Consider the following 18042-nt stretch of genomic DNA (forward strand, 5'->3'; position numbering starts at 1 on the left):
CTTTATCAGCGGTGAGGGTAGAGAATCATGTGGTTAACTGGCACGCTATCAGCGGTAGCTAAATTATATCATTGCTGACGACAGATAAACCAGTCAACGACAGTCCTGTTGAGGATATGTAGAGTAACGTAATGTTAATTTCAGGTCTGGCGTAACCTTAATGCGACCCAGGCGATATCACGAGTATCTATTATGTTAAAAACATCATTACTGTTTTTTGTCACCGCACTGGCCGAGATAGTGGGCTGCTTCCTGCCTTATCTGTGGTTACGTAAAGGCGGTTCCATCGGCTTATTACTGCCCGCCGCCGCCAGTTTAGCCGTGTTTGTCTGGCTTCTGACCTTGCATCCTGCCGCCAGTGGGCGGGTTTATGCAGCTTATGGCGGCGTTTATGTGGTCACCGCGCTGCTGTGGTTACGGTTCGTTGATGGCGTTAAGTTATCGGCATTTGACTGGGTGGGAGCCGGCGTTGCGTTGGCTGGCATGATGATTATTGTGGCCGGCTGGCGGGTAAATTAAGGGCGGGGCGGTGACCGCTTTCGTAATAGTTTTTGGGTGATATTTTAGTTTGTTTATTTTCTAGTAAGATATTTAACTGTAAAATTCCCCAACACACGTATTTTTAACGTCTTCTGTTTTATTGTAATGGTGGCGATTGTGTTTTATCAAATAATTAGTATTTTAATTTATTATGATAGAATGTTTTTTAGTATTAACCTCTCATATAATGTTGAGGAATTTTCAGGAAAGTAAATTTATTATAAGGATTAATAGATAATAGATACATCTTCGAAACTCGCTTGAAATCGCAAATTCTGTTGAGTATACTTTAATCAGTTACACTCAATTGTCGAATTCTTCTTTTTGTTGTTAAAACAAAACTTGAGAGGCTGAGCTGATCATGGATGAACAAAATCAAAAGAAGCCACCAAATTCAAAGGACGTCGTCGTAGAATCCTTGAATTCCCTTCCGCTGGTCTCCATTATGGAACACAGCAATGAACCGTGGGTTGTGAGAGATTGCCAATCGCGTTATGTGTACGTAAACCAAGCGGGTCTGGATTTTTTGAATTTACCTGCCAGTTTTGATATCGAGGGGCGATTAGATAATGAATGCCCTGCTGATTGGGCGGAATTTGCTGAACAATATCAAGCAAATGACAGAAAGGCGGAGAGAAGTGGAAAGCGCGTGGCCATTATTTCAACCCATTTTTATGGTCGAGATAGAATACTGGAACCTTACTATTTACCCAGATTCCCGATTTACAATAAAATTGGTGAATGTATAGGAACATTAACCAACGCCAGTAAATTAAATTTCATTTCTCTTTCTCAATATATAGACCGCCGTACACCTTCAGTATTAACACTGACCCCGCCAACAGACCTGTTCAGCGAGAAAGAACTTGAGATTATTTTTTTCATATTACAACCTATGACAACTAAAATGGTCGCGAAAAGACTTTCTTTATCTCACAGAACCATAGAAAACAGATTAGGTGTGATGTACGAGAAGTCCGGCGTCGGATCTATAAATATGTTTAGAGAGTATTGTGGCAACTTAGGATTGGATTTATATATCCCCCCTAAATTTGTCAGACCCAATGTTCAAAGTCAGAGTTAATTTCACATTGAAAATACTTAAGACAAAACATATTTATTATTATGGCAGGCTGGCGGGTAAATGAGGGGCGGGGCGGTGAACACCCATCCAGCCACTCATTTTCTGTATTATTGCACTTCGCGGTGAATATTCAGCCCGGCAAAAGATTGGCTTACTGGCATCATTTCCAGTGTGTTGATATTGACTCGTGCAGGCAGAGTAGCGACCCAGAAAACTGCCTCGGCAATATCTTCTGGCGTCAAGGGGTTAGCGCCGTCGTAGGTTTTGTCCACTTTATCTTCGTCGCCGTCAAAACGAACCAATGAAAATTCAGTGCCACCGACCATGCCGGGTTCAATATCGGTCACGCGAATATGTGTACCGTGTAAATCGGCTCGCAAGCCTAAACTAAATTGTTTAACAAATGCTTTGGTCGCACCGTAGACGTTGCCTCCGGCATAGGGCCAACTCGCCGCAGTAGAGCCAATATTGATCACATGACCGACGTTACGCGCAACCATCGCAGGCAATAGAGCGCGTGTCATATTCACCAAACCTTTGGTATTGGTGTCAATCATTGTATCCCAGTCGTCAACATTGGCTTTATGAGCCGGTTCTAGCCCCAATGCCAGGCCTGCATTGTTTACCAGCAAATCAATATTCTGTAGTTCAGCGGGCAGTTCATCAATAACGTGTTGAATGGCCGCACGATTTCGTACATCTAAGCGTACGATATGTAGGTTTGCGCCTAATTGGTTTTTTAATTGGTCTAAGCGTTCCTGCCGGCGACCTGTTGCAATAACCTGATGACCGTGACTGATAAATTTACGGGCAATAGCCTCACCAAAACCAGAGGTTGCACCTGTGACGAAAACGATCATAGCCAGTCCTTATTTCGTTGCCAATAATATATACCGATAACATACTATTGAATAAGGTTGAAAGCCATTACCCGCAGAGTTAACTCAGCCGCAACGTCTGGCTGAGTTAACTGTTTTACATGCTATAACGGCGGCAACGGAGGAGGTACTGGTACGCCTTTCCCATCAATTTTGATATCGGCCATAGCTTGTTTAGCTGCGCTGGCTTTATTGACTGCCTCTTGTGCCAATGCTGTCTCTGCGTTGATCAGCTTGGCAATTCTGGCATCATCTTTGGCTTCTGCTTCAGCCCGTTTAGGGACCTCTAGTGCATCTTGCACTTTTAGCTTAGCAATTTCCTGAGCGAATTTATTACCACTGTTACTTGCCTTATTTTCATTCGATACACCATGACCTCTTTTTCCCAGCTCTCGGGCTAATTCGCTGATCAGTTTATCCGAGATCGCTGTTTTGGGGCTGGCTACCGCATGTTGAGCAATAGGGCTGAGCTGGCTGGCAGATTTCAAATTGATTTTACTTGTTTCGCCGACCGATAATGGCGGTAACGGCGGTGGAAGTGGGACGCCTTTATTGTCAACTTTTATATCAACAATAACTTGTTTAGCTCTGGCGTTGGTGTTGATTTCCGCCTCATTTGCCAAGGTTATTTCAGCCTTGATCAGCTTGGCAATTCTGGCATCATCTTTGGCCTCTGCTTCAGCCCGCTTAGGGGCCTCCAGTGCATCCTGCACTTTCAGTTTATTAATTTCCTCGGCGAATTTATTACCGCTGTTACGGCTCTTATTTCCATCCAGGCCACCATTATTTCTTTTTTCCAGTTGTATCGATAATTGGCTGATGATGTCGGTTGGAATTCCTGCTGACTGGGTATTAACTTTTACTATACTCGCGCTCATGTCGGCCTGAGGAGGCTTTGTACTGTTAGCTAATTTAAGTGCGATAGGAGCATGGCTAATCTTGGTGATGTTTTTTTTAAAAAACCCTATTTTACTATTGCTGCTTTTCACCGGTTCCTGCTTAGTATTCATCGCAGAGTATTTATTTAGCATATTCTGAACGTGAACTGATATCATGATATTCTCCTAAAATAATGACATGGTGCAATAATAGAGAATTATTCCGATGGCTTATTGCAAAAAACGTAGATAACACCAAGGCGGATAAGATTATTATTAATCATATTTAATCGTCTGGTAACGCAACTAACATTATTAACATAAAAATCAATAGGATAGATTTACCCCTGGCGTTTGCAGAAAATAATGGCGAGCATATTGATCTTATGGCACGCGGGGAGGGGGGTTAAGTGCTCAGGCCCAAGCAATATGCTGTATGGCCTCAGGCAAAACCGCCTTCTGGATTATATGAAGGCGGGTTTTATATTAATACGTTAATACTAAAGTATTATGGCTGTTTTTTCTTATACACATCAGCGGTGGCATGAATTTTTGTATTGGTATTAGCGGATGTTACAACGTAATAATCGCCACCCAGTGCATCTGCTTTTTTGGATAACTCTTCTTTGGCGTCACTGGGGGCTTGTTCACCGGCAGTAACAACATTACCAATCTTTTCGTATTGACCTGGGTTTTTACTCAGTTCATCTTTAGTTAACAGCTCGGCGGCGATGGCACCGGAAGAGAATGCACCCAGTAGAACTAACGTCGTTATAGCTTTAAATAATTTCATAGTATTCCTCTCATCAAAGATATTTACGATCAAACGGCGCTGACTTCTGTAGAAACATAAGTATTGCTCTCATTATGGGTTTTAGCCAGTTAGCGGGGTATATTTAGGTTTACACCGATAAGCCAGATGAACATATAAGATGATCGTTAGACAGAGTAAACCAGAACCCGCAATGACAAAGAGCAACACCTCAGATAGTAGAAATGTCACTTTGAAGTACTTATACTTTGGAATCCATATTAGTTCGCAGGTTTTATAACGATGAAAGAAAAAGTAATTTTTGCTGTATTGCTGTCCATAAGCTGCTCAAGTCTTGCAACAGAACACTCTCCTCATTGGAGTTACGAAGGCTCGGAAGACCCAGCTCATTGGGGGAAACTATCACCTGACTTTTCACTGTGTGAAAACAGTAAGAATCAGTCACCGATCAACATTCAGGGCGCACTGAAAAGCAATCATGGCAAACTTGAGCTTGCTTTCCAGCAGGGCAAACAGCAAATCGTTAACAATGGACACACCATTCAAGTCAACGTAAGCGAAGGTAACACCCTGCGCTTGGATAACAGCACCTTCACTCTGCAGCAGTTCCATTTCCACGCCCCTAGCGAAAATGAAATCGACGGCAAGCAGTTCCCACTGGAAGCGCACTTTGTCTACAAAGACAAAGACGGTGCCCTCGCGGTGCTGGCCCTGATGTTCCTGGAGGGTAAAGCCAACACTCAACTGGCGAAGGCCTGGCAGCAAATACCTGCAGCCGTCGATCAGACTGCCGTGCTGAACAAGCCGCTGGATATCAAAACGCTGCTGCCGAAACAGTTTAACTTCTACCGTTTTAGCGGTTCGCTAACCACACCGCCATGTTCTGAAGGTGTTAGATGGATTGTCTTGGATCAACCAGTGAGTGCATCTACCGAACAAATCAATCAATTTCGCTCAGTAATTCACCATGCTAACAATCGGCCAATACAGCCTTTGAATGGACGTATCATAATCAATTGATATTTATTCATATAATCAACCTCAGTACATTTTACTTCTAAGGTAGGTTATATGTTCAACGCTTCAAACTAGTTCTGAATTCTTCTGGATTGACCAGTACCGGATTGATTGCCTTGCATTGAGACGGTTGAGTTCTTTTTCTGACATTGTCACTAACATCCGGAAGCCCCTGCGGCATAAAAGACTTCATTCTTTATGCCGCAGGGATATTGCTATATTGGAGAAAAAGTCCATGTCCTTCGGTGGTTGTCGCATCAGTCAATCATGACCACAGAAGCGTTAAATTCCGCCTATCTCTACAGTGTCAAGGCTAAGTAGAAGTGTCCACCTGCTGGCTAAGTTCAAATGTCCTTACTGCGTTGCATCGATTGTCTAAGGGAATAGACATATTGGGATAATAATCAGCTATGGATTTATAACAAGTGAGTGCTGAAATTTATACTTTACAATACTCATAGATTTTGGTGGCAATTAAAGACCCTATTATACCAAGCAGTACTACGGTGAGTGATGAGATGGCTAATGATATTAATGGATGCACTTTAATGAAATCCAACCATCTGTAATACAATGGTTTTTTTATTCCTTTTAATTCATGTTTGATGTTTTCAATAACATTATTAGAAACCATCCCGTTAGTTAACTTATGTTCGCACTCTCTGCATATAATCGGTTTATTACATGATTCAATCAGATCTGATTTTATTCCATTCATGTCGAATAAACATCCCTTGGTTTCATCATGAGTAAATCCAGGTGTCTCTCCATAGTCTGGAATTCGACGTCCAGACCTCATGTAAGCTAATGAGTATGCATATAGTATTCTGTACACTACATTTTCAAGAGGAATGTTGTCATAAAGTAAATAATCCTTTATTTCATGGAAGGTGAATATAACCTTATTATTACCAAGTCTACGTGAATACCAGTTATCCTCTAAGGGCACGTTTGTTAAGACCACTAAAAAATTAGCATCGCCTATCTCAGGTGTTTGCTTAACTATTAAGTCATCAGAATATGCCCAAGCATATTCAATATCTGAATCACAATTTAAATTGTAATAGTCAATGCTGGATATTTCGAATAGCTTGGATTTCCAACTCTGTACTTTTTTTATATCAAACCTTGCCGGGATATATCCCAATGTAACTATTTTTATTTTAAGCTTTGCCATCGTTCCATCATCCTTTTTTGATTCAGTTATGAGCACGCAGCACTTCAGGGTATCAGAGATACTCATAAGTTCACTTTGACATACCATAATAATGCATATATATCATAACATTAACGCTTATTGCGCTCTCCAAAAATTTCCTCAGTACGTGACATAGTCTGGATATTCAGCTCGTGCATGGCCCGACCAAACTGAGTGTAGCCATCGCCACCCGTAATATCTGTATCAATTCGCCGGTACAAGCTCGGCGATAACGAGGCTGCTGGATCTTTGATGCTCTTTGTCTGCGGGGGATCCAGAAACCAGCATTAACCATCAATTTTCTGACGGTTTCTTTAGCAAGATGAACGTTGTGTACTTCTGAGAGTTTTTCACAAGCTAGCGTAGGCCCGAAATCCACGTAATGTTCACGAATGATATTCAGTGCGTGAGCAGCGAGTCCTTCAGATAGCTGATTATTGCTTGGCTTTCCGCGCCGACGACTGGTGAGTCCAAGAGGCCCATCATTACGATAACGTTCAATCAACCGACGACACTGTCTATCGGATAAACCAAGCCGCTGTGCGGCCATTTGCGTTGTGAGGCGATGATCAACAACGTCCTGAATAATTTTGAGTCTATTTACTTCGCCCAAGGTGAAAAAATCCGCTTTGTGTGTCGCCATGAGGATCCCTTAATGATGAGATTGCATGGCAGACATCTTAACTTAGCCTCTACAATGTTGGTGCGTATAATGTATATTATGTTAAATGATAATCGTACAGACCCAACCCACATGCCGCACCATAAACCCTTCCCTTAACCCGGTGACGCTACGTGAAATCTGTAGCACTAATACCATCATTTACCGGTCAAATGCGTTTATCAGCACCAGGCGCGATCTTGATAATTGTTCGGCACCCAATTTCTCGCTATTCATCTGGAACAATTTGAAGCCATTGTTTAGTATGTCCTTACCCTGCTTACGCCATCAGCAAATCCGGACTTCATGAAGAAACTCATTAAACGGCTGGAGATCATTAAAAGCGCCATTGAGCTTGAAGATGACGATATTATCCGACAGCAACTCTCTTATCTTAAAAGTGAACCTCAGGATGCGGTGCTTGTTTCTATCGCCATAGCGATTGAGCAAGGGAAATTTACTCATGCGCTCGACGCAATCTCGGCCTGGCTTGGGAGCAAACAGGCGGTGACGCATTGGCAGGACGTCGAATTGTCTGCCTGCAAACTGGAATTAAAAGCACTGGAGGAACAGTTACGCGAGCTAATTGTGCAGCGCGACGAACGTATTCAGTTGCTGGATGATTTTAACGATCTCTATCTGGTGCGGCTTGGCCCGTTAATGAAGCAAATTCTCCATTTACGCAAGCAGTTGGCGGAAAACGCCCTGCGTCGGGCGGAGGCCGAAACTCGACGCCGCGAGGATGATTACCGCAACTGCCAGCAGTATCTCTCTCAGGCGATCGATGAGTTAGCATCGTTAAAACAGCGTTGGTTGGTATTATCCCCACTGTGTGACGCAACCTTTGAGATGCGAAAACAGATCCAGCAACAGACCGAATTAATCATCGCCCTACTCGCTGAAATCAAAGAACTGGAACACGGCTTCTGCACGCGCAATACGCGGTCAACCCGCAAAGCGCGTGAGGAGGCAAAAGATAAGTACGATAGCTATCAGCAGCAACAAAGAAAAGCCGAACAACGACACGAAAATGAACAAAAATTCTCTTCTGATCAGCGCCAGGAGCTAAACCGCCTATGGCGGCAAGCCAGCCGATTGTGCCATCCGGATTTGGTCGCGGATGAATTTAAAAGAAAAAGCACATCAGCTTATGGTCCAGCTCAATCAAGCCCGCCAACGCGGTGATTTTACTGCGATTAATGCTTTGCTGGCGAGTTTAAAACAAGGGCTTGAGCCGCTGATGGGCAGTGATTGCATTGACGATCTCGAACGATTACGCCGGAAAATCACCCAAGTCAGAGATCAAATTGACGCAATGTTAAGTGAACTAACCGCATTGGAAGATGAAGATTCCTGGCGGCTGGCCACTTCTCTGCCTGAGAAGGATCAATGGTTTACAGAACAAGAAAACGTGTTATCCAAAACACTCAATATTCTTGAGCGGCAAGTCAAAGAAGCATCAACAGTGCTGTATGAAGCATGATATTCAAGAGTAAAAGCCCGCCCCAGACGGGCTTGTTAGAAAGAATTGAGTCAGGCTACTGGCTCAATAATGCTTTTACATCCAATAGGATAAACTCATTATCATCCGCCTCATTAGGCTGGCGGCTGGCGGAGAATGGGAAATTATTATCGTTACCAACAATGATATGGTTGGCATCCACCACATCAACGTTTTCAATGGTAAAAAACGGGAACGTCAGCACACCATTATTTAGCGGTTTGCGTGCCAGGTTCTGCGAATCTTTAATGTTCAACAGATCAATATATGCGACTTTTTCTACCGGTTTGCCAACATTGTCATCAGAGAAGGCAATTTTGTAGACACGCTTGAACTTGGCTATCTGGCTAAAACATTTATCCGTCGCCGCACCGGTGGCACAAGCTTTATCTGCCGTCCCTTCGCCATTATCGCGTTCAATCACTAATCCATAGTTCGCATCAATCATATTGAAGTCACCAATGGCGTTCTGATTATCGTCCAGAACATATTGCCAGCTGCGCCCTGTCCATGCTTGGTTCTTAACATCAAACTCCAGCACGCGCAGGTAACGTTTGCCATCAATATGTTCAAATTGTTCCCCCTCCCACAGTGCACCTTCTAACATAGGATAGAGTTTGCTGCCATCCGGTGACACTGCCATCCCTTCAAATCCTTTTGAGCGCGCCACCTGAAAGTTCTGTTTGCCATCCGGCGCACCAGGCAACGTAAGTGTTGGATTATCAGGTGATTTCACAATTTTGCCATCAACCTGAGTGTCAAATACTGCCAGCACTTTACCGTTTAAATCAGCTTTAATCAGATAGGGACCAAATTCATCACCCACCCAGAGCGCATCATCAGCAAACTGGAAGCTTTCGGGGTCAAAATCACTGCCGGTCAAATAGCGTTTTTCAGTGCTTTCATTGGTGATATGGAACGGTACTTTTTTATCTGGATCGTGCAAGAACACAGTTTGCAGTGGCGTTACGCTGCCATTTTTGAAATCAATATTATAGTGATTGAGATACAGCATGGCGTCCGGCGAGTTGGCTTTGCTACCAAATCCATTGTCGGTCAGCACCCAGTATGTGCCATCCGGCATGTGCTTTATTCCAGAATGGCCTTGCAGTGGTTGGCCGGTGATGGGCAAACCGATACCCGTAGGGCGATCGGCGGATTTACCGGCGACAATGCCTAAGGTGCTAACGCGTTGATCACGGGTGTATTTGCCACTTTGTTGTAAATCAATCGGTGCATCCGCAGGCGTTGCAACCGCCGATTTCACGGACAGAACGGCATGCCCGGCCAGCGTTGCTGGCATCTCGACCGCCTGTACCCACAACGTGGTACTGAATACGATGCTACTGGTCAGCAGTGCCAGCCTGAATTTTTTCATGTACATGTTAAGTTCCCTGATTATTCTTATTGCCCAAAGGTAAAAAGCAACTTCACTATAGGGGGCTGGAGTGACAGAAATATTATCCCTGTTATTCTTTATGGTTGAGGCATAATCACTCTGAATATTATTAAGTTCGTATTCATTCTCAAATAAGGTCATCCACGATGAAAGATAACGAATATCAGCCACCCAAGGTCTGGACAGAAAACAATGAAAACGGCGGGGTTTGGTCGAAGATTAATCGTCCGACCGCCGGTGCCAGACACGAAGCTACCCTGCCGCGAGGTAAGCACCCTTTGCAGTTGTACTCAATGGGCACACCCAATGGCCAGAAGGTCACGATTTTGCTGGAAGAGTTGTTGGCTTTGGGCGAGAAAGGTGCGGAGTATGACGCGCATTTGATAAACATCAGTGACGGTGATCAGTTCTCCAGTGGCTTTATTGCTGTTAATCCTAATTCAAAGATCCCCGCGCTAATGGATTACTCAACGCCTAAACCTGTCAGGGTATTTGAGTCTGGGGCGATTCTGCTTTATCTCGCGGATAAATTTGGTCATTTGTTGCCAAAGTCACATCCACAAAGAACCGAAGCGCTGAACTGGCTCTTCTGGTTGCAAGGTGCAGCCCCTTATTTAGGCGGCGGTTTTGGTCATTTCTATCACTATGCGCCGGTGAAGATCGAATATGCTATCGACCGCTTCACGATGGAAGCTAAACGCCAACTGGATTTACTCAACCAACAACTTGAAAATCAAGCCTATATCGCCGGTGATGAATACACTATCGCCGATATTGCTATCTGGCCTTGGTACGGTAATTTGGTGCTCGGCCTGCAATATGACGCGGGCGAGTTTCTGGATGTGAAATCCTATACTCATCTTCGCCGTTGGACGGAGAATATCGCCCAGCGCCCTGCCGTTCAACGTGGCAGTATCGTCAATCGCACTTGGGGAGACGCGCACGAACAATTGCCAGAGCGCCATGATGCCACAGATTTTGACCGTCTGACGAAGGGGTAAGAATGCGGTAATGAGATAAAGAGACAGCGACGGTCTCTTTATCTCCATTTACGACACCAAGCCCCCACCGCCAGCAAAAGGCGTCTTCCCCGCAATCTTCATGACCTGCGCGCCCAACGTCACAAAGGGCACTCGTCGGCTGGCATAAATTAGCCCGCCGGCCCGAGCACGTACCACTTTTACCGTATCGGCGATCGGATCAATAATTTCAGCGACGGCCTCATATTTCGCAACCCATTCGCCAGGCTGACGTAATAATAGCAAGCGATACTATGCTCTCCTGACCAGGTTCCTTCTCGTTTAAGTAGCGAACTACTAGCTAAATATTCTTTGAGCAGACGACCCCAGACGTATTATTTGTAGAATTCACCTGCCCTTGATTCAACCCTCCCGTAAGAAGAAAGCCTGGTACACTAAGATTAGGTGTGCTACTCCAGGCACCACCGGGCCACTGGCCAAGTGGCCCGGTATAATTTGCCATTCGTCCCCACTCGTCCCAAAGTCTGCCATTGGCTCCGCGAGTAGACTGAGCACCTGGAGTCTCTGCTGCCAAGAAAAAATCTTGTATAATTGGGATTGAATACCCAGCATTTGTACATGCTGTCTCAGCAGCAATATAGTTATTGCTTGCTCCAGTTAATGGATTAATAAACCATTTTCTCACGGTAAAACTATAAATTAACGGTGCATTGCCGCCGTTACGAGTGGCGGTAATCGATATGGGGGTACTGCTTGGGAAATCACTGATAAAGCTAACTAAACCATTATTATCTACTGTTGCCAATTCCGGATGGTTACTAATCCAAGTCAACTGATTGTTGATTGTCGTACCCCCATTTATATTTATCTGGAATATTGCTCCGACAAACCCTGTTTTGGGAAAACCTGCATCAGCACTAAATGTTTCTCTATTAGCATTGACATTAACAGAAACACCTGTTATGGAAAGAAAAACCACATCTACTGATTTTTCATTAGTGTTATTGACATTTGCTGTAACACTACTAATGCCCGAAAAAGTATTATTGATAGTTGTAACGGCTAATCCATTTGTGTCACTGATTACTGGCGAGGTAATTACCGATGCATTATTCGTTGCCATGAACATGACATTTTGCCCTGGTATTGGATTACCGTTAGCATCCGTGACTTTGGCAACTACGCTATTAACATCCGTTCCATTAGCTGATGCATTATTTGTCTGTACAGTTAACGTGCTAATAATAATTGTACTCGACTGACTCACATGAATCTGAGTTGTAGCGCGATTTGAAATATTTCCATTGACGTCATATGCAATAGCAGACAACGCATAGATATTACTTACACCTACTTGATACTGGTATGGCGGAAATGTGATTGTAACGTCTTTCTGAGAGGTCGTACTAATATTACCTCCAGCAGCAATGAGAGAGTTAGCATCCCATTCAACGCGTTGAACTTCATATTTCGACTCAATCTGTGCTGTAAGTATAGCATTATCGCCTGCTGAACCCGTTAGTTGCTCCGGTAATGATAATCGTAATAATTCTTGTTTCTGGTAGTCCAGCACAATATTGTTGTTACGCTCAACCAGATCCTGGCGGCTCCCCGCTAAGGTGCGGGTAACGGCCACAGCAGAGGGGTCGATATGCGACTGCCAGGAATTGCTCAGGCGGTAATTGAACTGGAGATTAATACTGCTGTCGGATTTACTACTTTTCCCCGCGCGGTGGTCTATTCCAACCGTAACCAAAGAGACAGGGGTATAATTGATGCCTACCGTGATGGCATGTGGGTCCTTCTGGCGTTTATCCTTGCCGAATAATGCGACTTCATCACCATTATACTGCTCATACATTAACTTACCGCCTAATTGCGGGTAAGCAGGTAAATAAGTCTCGGCACGCAGATCATAACCATTAGCAGGGCGTTCATTATAATCCGCAAAATCACGAGACTGATGCCAGTCGGTCGTGCCAAAATAACCGTTTGCAGATAACTTCAGGTAATCTGTCCAGGCTTCCGCACCAATGCCGACCCGTCTATTATTACCGGTAATATCATTATCAAAAAAGGTATTGGCACCGTACATCCAGTTAGTTAAAAAAGCGCGAACCCCAGCGCCGATATTAATCGTATTGCGACTGTCTTTATTCCGTCCCCCCAATTGGGTAAAAAACAAAGACTTTTGGTTATCATAAAGAGGAATCAGTACATCAATAGCACTGCTGTCAAATTCAAAATCATCATTAGTGTTGAACTGGATACGGGCGGTACCAAACTGGCCCAGCCATTGTTGTGCCGAACTGCTGATTTCATTGTTGACCGCAGAGCGGGCCATATTCTCTGCCGATTTGGCTGCATCACCGTGGGACAAGAGAGCGGCCCCCGCTGCAGCATTACTTGCTACCCCGTTCTCTGCAGGAACAGTGACGTTATTATCTACCGTGAACGGAGATTTTTTACGCGGCACGTCAATTTCATCACCAACAGTTAATGCCGTGAAGGGTTTGGCGAACGTGCGGTAAATATTAATGCGTTTAAGTTCATCAACGGATATAGCGTATTTCTTTGCCACTGACTCAACAGTTTCATTGGTACCCAGCAGGTACGGTTCTGTATCGACGTGAATTACCGTGGAGTTTTCGGGTAATAAGACAGTGGCAGCAATCACCGGAGTGAAGGGTAAACTTAAAGGAAGTAATAAATGAATAAGAATAGTGATCCTGGTAAGTATTCTTGTTTTTCGTGTTACCGTACTATTTATCGATAATGCCTGACATTTTGTTTTTTGAAAAACTTCACGAAGTAAATAATTATACATTTATTTTTTATCCACCAACCATCAACGCTGTATGGATAATGATTATCGTATAATACTGGAAAATTGCCAGTAACCTAGTAGGTTCTGTCGCATTAGTGATATGAAGTTGGCAAAAGTTGCGTTGCCAGTTATTTAGGCAGCCAGCAAATAGAATTGTTCGGCAGGTGACAATCCCACACTTAGTAAAGTGCATAAGCGGTTCTCTTGATTGGGTGTTACGAAGGTGTTGATCTGATTATTAAACAGATACCGCCACCAATCAGGTCGAATCCGCCACGGGTATCTCTATATTTACGCTGTATATCGTTGATGCTGCAACCTATTCGGCTGTCAGATAAATATTCTATAACTAACCTCACACCATCCTCCTCGCGAATACATTCGGTATCGATTCACTTAACCTATATACTGAATGAGCTGCTGGCTGTGAGTAATAACAAAGGAAGCTCCATGAAAAAAGCAATCGTAGTAATACTGGCTCTGTGGCTGGTTGGCTGTGCCAATAGCGGGCATATGGGAGTGAGTGGCGGGTCGAGCGGCATATCCAGTATCAGCATTGGTAGCGGGGTTAGCCGATAGGCTGGTTTTCCTGGTTCTGTCTTTTACGATAAATATCACGCGGCTTAACGGTAAGAATATTGGTTAGCAGATGGGCATCGCCTGAGATGGTCGTCGGCAAGATTTAGTGTGGGATAATTCTATCAAGCAGGTGGTTGAGTTAGCCCCATCCCACTGATGTGCAAACGAAAAACGCCACGGAGTTCCCGCAGCGTTTTATTCTTATCAATATTTAATTTTTTTACCGCAGCGATTAAAATGCGTATTTAAGGCCCACTGTCACACGGCTGTCATTGTAACCACTGCCCCCCATTTGCTGGCCAACGTTGGCCCATGTATTGCAGTTCTTATTCAGTTTGCCTTCCGCCCCCAGTTTTATTTCGCCCACGTTGCGGCTGCCAGCTTGACTCACTGTAATGTTATCCATCGCAACACCGGGATCTTTGCGGTGATATAGCCAGTTCATTTCGGAGTAAACGGTGAACAGCTTATCCTTGCCTTTATCCTGATCACTGACACTATCACGCGCCACACGAACCCCGAATCGGGTGCTGATAGTACCAGTGCCTGTCGATTGAATTTGCGTATTACTGTCATCACGCACCGTATCTGCTTTCTGCCCATCCCAGATAACCTGCGCCTGTGGTGTCACAAATACCTCGCCATTTGTTCCCTGATACACCGGCATCCGATAACCACTTTCAATCGAGGCACTCAGGCCATTGATGTTATAGCTTTGCATCGCCAGCTCATCGCCCTGCTCGCTAGCCTTTAGCTTGCTGTATTGCAGCCAACTATCGACATAACTGCCATTTTGCGTTTTAGCATCTTGATACCAGGTGGCGTACATACCGGCACTGTAGCCATCAACGATGCCGCGTGATTTATAACCGGTGCGGTTAGATTGGGTCTGATTATTGTTATAGCCATAACCGGCCATCATACCGACCCCCAGCCGGTCATCCTGACCCATTGCCGCACTCAATACTTCGCCGCCCCCTTGCACCACATAACCATTGGCGCTGCTGTGTAACTGCCCGCTGCCATCACTGAAACCGGTGCGTGAACCCACCTGCCGCAGCCACATACTGGAGTTTTCTGCCTGCCCTTCGCGGTCATTGAGCCGCAGGTTAAACATCGTTTGTGCCGCAGCGATATTCGCCATATAACCACCGGCTTCTGGCCGCAGTGTTTTTGAGCTTACGGCTCGCCCCCCACTGGCTGCGTTACCTTCGCTGGCAGCGTCACCGTTATTGCTATTATTGCCACCGCCATTACTATGATCATCGGTACTGGTACCTGATCCCGTATCACCACTCACTGGCGCTGTTCCACCAAAGGTTGAACGCAAATACCAGTCTTTGTTAGTTGAATCCGTCAGCGTGCCCTGTTGCAGGAAATATTCATAAGGCCCGGCGACCGCGCGACCTGCGAGCGTAAATTGCCCGTCAGACTGGCTGCCGTTCACCTTAATCAGTTTGATCCCATCATAAGTCTCGGCTCCCTCACCGTGGGCGCTTTGAACCCGAATCTGACTCTCACCAAAGCTGGAACCGTTGATAATCAATTTATCCGTTGAGGCGTTATCCGCTCCCATGTCGGTATCAAATACCACAGTACCGCCCCTGCCTTCATAATCGCCATTGACGGTGAACTCACCGTGGTCGCCACCGGTCAAGGCTCGCCCGACGATAAGCTCACCGGCATTCAACACATTGCCGGTCACGTTGCCATAGCCGCCCAGTGTGCCACCTTGCTCAATATTGACATTGCTGATAAGGCTCCCGCCGGTGGTATCGCCCACCTGTAATATCCCGCCGTGCGAGACATTGGCTGTCGCTCCTGACCCACTGTTGGTCAATTGGCCGGTAATCATCAGCGCCCCATTCTGCACAACCAGCGCTGTCGCATTGGCAGCGCTGGTTGTCACATTGCCGCCTAACGTCCAACGACCACTGTCGGTCGCTGAAATCGATGTTAATCCACTGAAATCATTATTGGCAGTGCCATCCCCGCGTAATGCGAGTGTGTTATTACTACCGCTACTGATAACTTTGCCGTTAATGGTACTGCCAGTTGCGAGAATAAGTTGGTTATTACTGCCACTCAGATTAACCGCAGTGCCATTGCTGCCGGTTAAGGTGCCCATATTCTCAATAATCATGCCACCACTACCCTGAATCTGAATGGCATTGGGGCCGGTTATCGTCCCGCTATTGGATATTGAGCCGTGAGTGTCCCCTCTGGTCAATATCCCGCCACCTGAATTAGAGCTAATAGTGCCAGCATTGTTAACGGTAAGAATGCCACTATCAGAAAGAATGCCAGGCCCATCGCTGGAGTTTATTATCCCGGTAATACCTTGTGTAACACTGCCACCTGAGGCCAGCCGAATCCCACTTGAATAACCGGTGATCGCGCCATTATTTATGATGTAGGCCAAGGCCTTACTGGAGACGATACCGTAACCCCCCAGGCTACCGATGCTCGCGCCTGCATGGTTGACGACTGTTCCGCCATTTTCCAATTTTACACCAGAGACACCTGATCCTGCCTGGGTCGCAGCCATAATGCCGTAGTTATCCAGATGAGAACCACTGGCAGTTTTTGAATCAAGATGGATCGCACCGGCAGCAACCATTGCATAGGTATTATCGATTACCGAACCATAAACAATCAGCCGCCAGTCAGCATCACGATTACCAAAAATTGTGCTGTCGGTTATGGTGGTAATTGTTGCCGTTTCAGGCACTAAAAAATCAGTTTCCGGCCCGAAAAGAGATAAATAGATTGGCCCGGATTGAGTATTCAGTGTGCTTTCGGCCTTGGCCTCCACCATAGAAAATCCACCTAATAACACCGGAAAACTGACGATAAACGTTTTTATAATACGATGAATTTTATTCATACAAACTCCGAAAACATAGATAGCAACGCTCCGTCCACTATTGATGGAATGAGGTTATTAGGTTTAATTAAATTTTATAACTGTTATGACTTAATTTATCAGAGTCCGTTCTTTATCTTAATAAGATTAAACAATGAGTGATTCATACTTTAATCTTGAATATAATTCAGATAATGTTCTAACACCAAATTTAGAGTAAATTTTTGAACGGTGACTACAGACGGTCTTCTCACTGATAAATAAACTATTGGCTATTTTCTTGTTGGTTTCTCCAGCGAGTATTTTCTTTAAAATGGCTGATTCTTTATCCGTTAACATATAAAAGTAATGTTTTGATGAGGTATGTTCACTGGGTGGTCCAGCGCCATTTCGGGCGACAATACTATCAATAAGTACACTTAAATCTTTAGCCAATTCATTGATTTTAATCTTCTTCCTTAAAACCGAATCAAAAAAAGAGGAATAGAACCTATAATAAACTAAAAACTCCTGGTCGTTACAAAGTGCAATTGACTTTAGGCTGTTATTGGTTTTTTTAAGATCATTGATCACTTTTTATTTTTTCAGTATAAAACATGCTATCGAGATCGAACACAATGACATTATTTACATTATCTCTTAACACATCCATTACAACTTCATTAATGACTGTCACATGAACAAGATTAACCTTAATTAAATGAGCATAATCGGTATCAGCGATGCTCTGAACCAGTTGGCTAAGGGAATATGCCAATAATTCAGAATCACTATAAAAAAAGAAGTTAATCTTTTCAGTAGCATTATTAATTCCACAATTAATATGTGGGTATTTAAAGGGTTCTATTTTCATACGCGGCAT

Annotated in this window: 14 protein-coding genes and 3 pseudogenes; 6 read left to right on the forward strand and 11 right to left on the reverse strand. The window is 44.5% G+C overall.

The features are described from left to right. Positions 1–192 precede the first annotated feature (192 nt). The gene (locus YALDO0001_RS08425; protein ID WP_004701987.1) at positions 193–519 is read left to right on the forward strand and encodes a YnfA family protein; all 327 of its coding nucleotides are present in this window, start codon (positions 193–195) and stop codon (positions 517–519) included. Positions 520–901: 382 nt separating this feature from the next. After that, entirely contained in the window at positions 902–1624 is a 723-nt protein-coding gene (locus YALDO0001_RS08430) for a helix-turn-helix transcriptional regulator (RefSeq protein ID WP_004701988.1), read from the forward strand. Between the two features lie 107 nt (positions 1625–1731). On the opposite strand, the gene ydfG is transcribed toward YALDO0001_RS08430, so the two are convergent. The 3 genes from ydfG to yahO all read right to left on the reverse strand — a co-directional run bounded on the left by ydfG (position 1732) and on the right by yahO (position 4173). Next, positions 1732–2484 carry a bifunctional NADP-dependent 3-hydroxy acid dehydrogenase/3-hydroxypropionate dehydrogenase YdfG gene (gene ydfG, locus YALDO0001_RS08435; protein ID WP_004701991.1) on the reverse strand — a complete coding sequence of 251 codons (753 nt, stop codon included), beginning with the start codon at positions 2482–2484 and terminating at the stop codon, positions 1732–1734. Positions 2485–2606: 122 nt separating this feature from the next. Next, a complete protein-coding gene (locus YALDO0001_RS08440; protein WP_049595993.1) occupies positions 2607–3380 on the reverse strand; it encodes a hypothetical protein in 774 nt (257 codons plus the stop codon). A gap of 508 nt (positions 3381–3888) precedes the next feature. Next, the gene (gene yahO / locus YALDO0001_RS08445) at positions 3889–4173 is read right to left on the reverse strand and encodes a DUF1471 family periplasmic protein YahO (protein ID WP_004701996.1); all 285 of its coding nucleotides are present in this window, start codon (positions 4171–4173) and stop codon (positions 3889–3891) included. A gap of 261 nt (positions 4174–4434) precedes the next feature. Between yahO and YALDO0001_RS08450 the strand changes: the two genes are divergently transcribed. Further along, on the forward strand, positions 4435–5172 hold the full coding sequence (locus YALDO0001_RS08450) for a carbonic anhydrase (protein ID WP_004701998.1): 738 nt from the start codon (positions 4435–4437) through the stop codon (positions 5170–5172). Positions 5173–5608: 436 nt separating this feature from the next. Here YALDO0001_RS08450 and YALDO0001_RS08455 read toward each other — a convergent pair whose 3' ends face one another. Both YALDO0001_RS08455 and YALDO0001_RS08460 read right to left on the reverse strand, forming a co-directional pair. After that, a complete protein-coding gene (locus tag YALDO0001_RS08455; protein ID WP_231585768.1) occupies positions 5609–6412 on the reverse strand; it encodes a hypothetical protein in 804 nt (267 codons plus the stop codon). Positions 6413–6563: 151 nt separating this feature from the next. Next, positions 6564–7010: pseudogene (locus tag YALDO0001_RS08460) on the reverse strand (helix-turn-helix domain-containing protein); the annotation flags it as partial. 324 nt (positions 7011–7334) lie between these two features. On the opposite strand from YALDO0001_RS08460, the pseudogene YALDO0001_RS08465 reads away from it, so the two are divergent. Continuing rightward, positions 7335–8511 (forward strand): annotated as a pseudogene (locus tag YALDO0001_RS08465) (DNA repair protein). Positions 8512–8566: 55 nt separating this feature from the next. Here the strand turns inward: YALDO0001_RS08465 and YALDO0001_RS08470 are convergent. Next, positions 8567–9913 (reverse strand): esterase-like activity of phytase family protein, encoded by a 1347-nt coding sequence (locus YALDO0001_RS08470; RefSeq protein ID WP_042839602.1) that lies wholly within the window; start codon positions 9911–9913, stop codon positions 8567–8569. A gap of 161 nt (positions 9914–10074) precedes the next feature. On the opposite strand from YALDO0001_RS08470, the gene yghU reads away from it, so the two are divergent. Next, on the forward strand, positions 10075–10929 hold the full coding sequence (yghU, locus tag YALDO0001_RS08475; protein WP_004702010.1) for a glutathione-dependent disulfide-bond oxidoreductase: 855 nt from the start codon (positions 10075–10077) through the stop codon (positions 10927–10929). Between the two features lie 48 nt (positions 10930–10977). Here yghU and YALDO0001_RS08480 read toward each other — a convergent pair. Together YALDO0001_RS08480 and yrIlm are read right to left on the reverse strand one after the other, a co-directional pair. Then, positions 10978–11193 (reverse strand): annotated as a pseudogene (locus YALDO0001_RS08480) (succinylglutamate desuccinylase/aspartoacylase family protein); the annotation flags it as partial. Positions 11194–11248: 55 nt separating this feature from the next. Then, positions 11249–13735, reverse strand: a complete 2487-nt coding sequence (yrIlm, locus tag YALDO0001_RS08485; protein ID WP_004702013.1) for a YrIlm family inverse autotransporter adhesin — start codon at positions 13733–13735, stop codon at positions 11249–11251. 450 nt (positions 13736–14185) lie between these two features. Between yrIlm and YALDO0001_RS22195 the strand changes: the two genes are divergently transcribed. Then, the gene (locus YALDO0001_RS22195) at positions 14186–14314 is read left to right on the forward strand and encodes a hypothetical protein (RefSeq protein ID WP_004702015.1); all 129 of its coding nucleotides are present in this window, start codon (positions 14186–14188) and stop codon (positions 14312–14314) included. Between the two features lie 232 nt (positions 14315–14546). Here the strand turns inward: YALDO0001_RS22195 and YALDO0001_RS08490 are convergent, their stop codons facing one another. The 3 genes from YALDO0001_RS08490 to YALDO0001_RS21820 all read right to left on the reverse strand — a co-directional run bounded on the left by YALDO0001_RS08490 (position 14547) and on the right by YALDO0001_RS21820 (position 18033). Further along, positions 14547–17201: an autotransporter family protein gene (locus tag YALDO0001_RS08490; protein WP_004702016.1), complete on the reverse strand. Its 2655-nt coding sequence runs from the start codon at positions 17199–17201 to the stop codon at positions 14547–14549. 126 nt (positions 17202–17327) lie between these two features. Next, complete coding sequence (locus YALDO0001_RS21815) at positions 17328–17753, reverse strand: response regulator transcription factor (RefSeq protein WP_252830389.1); 426 nt, start codon at positions 17751–17753, stop codon at positions 17328–17330. Continuing rightward, the gene (locus YALDO0001_RS21820; RefSeq protein WP_004702022.1) at positions 17743–18033 is read right to left on the reverse strand and encodes a hypothetical protein; all 291 of its coding nucleotides are present in this window, start codon (positions 18031–18033) and stop codon (positions 17743–17745) included. Before YALDO0001_RS21820 ends, YALDO0001_RS21815 begins: the two co-directional genes overlap by 11 nt. Positions 18034–18042 lie beyond the last annotated feature (9 nt).

Source organism: Yersinia aldovae ATCC 35236, from assembly GCF_000173735.1.
GTDB classification, from domain to species: domain Bacteria; phylum Pseudomonadota; class Gammaproteobacteria; order Enterobacterales; family Enterobacteriaceae; genus Yersinia; species Yersinia aldovae.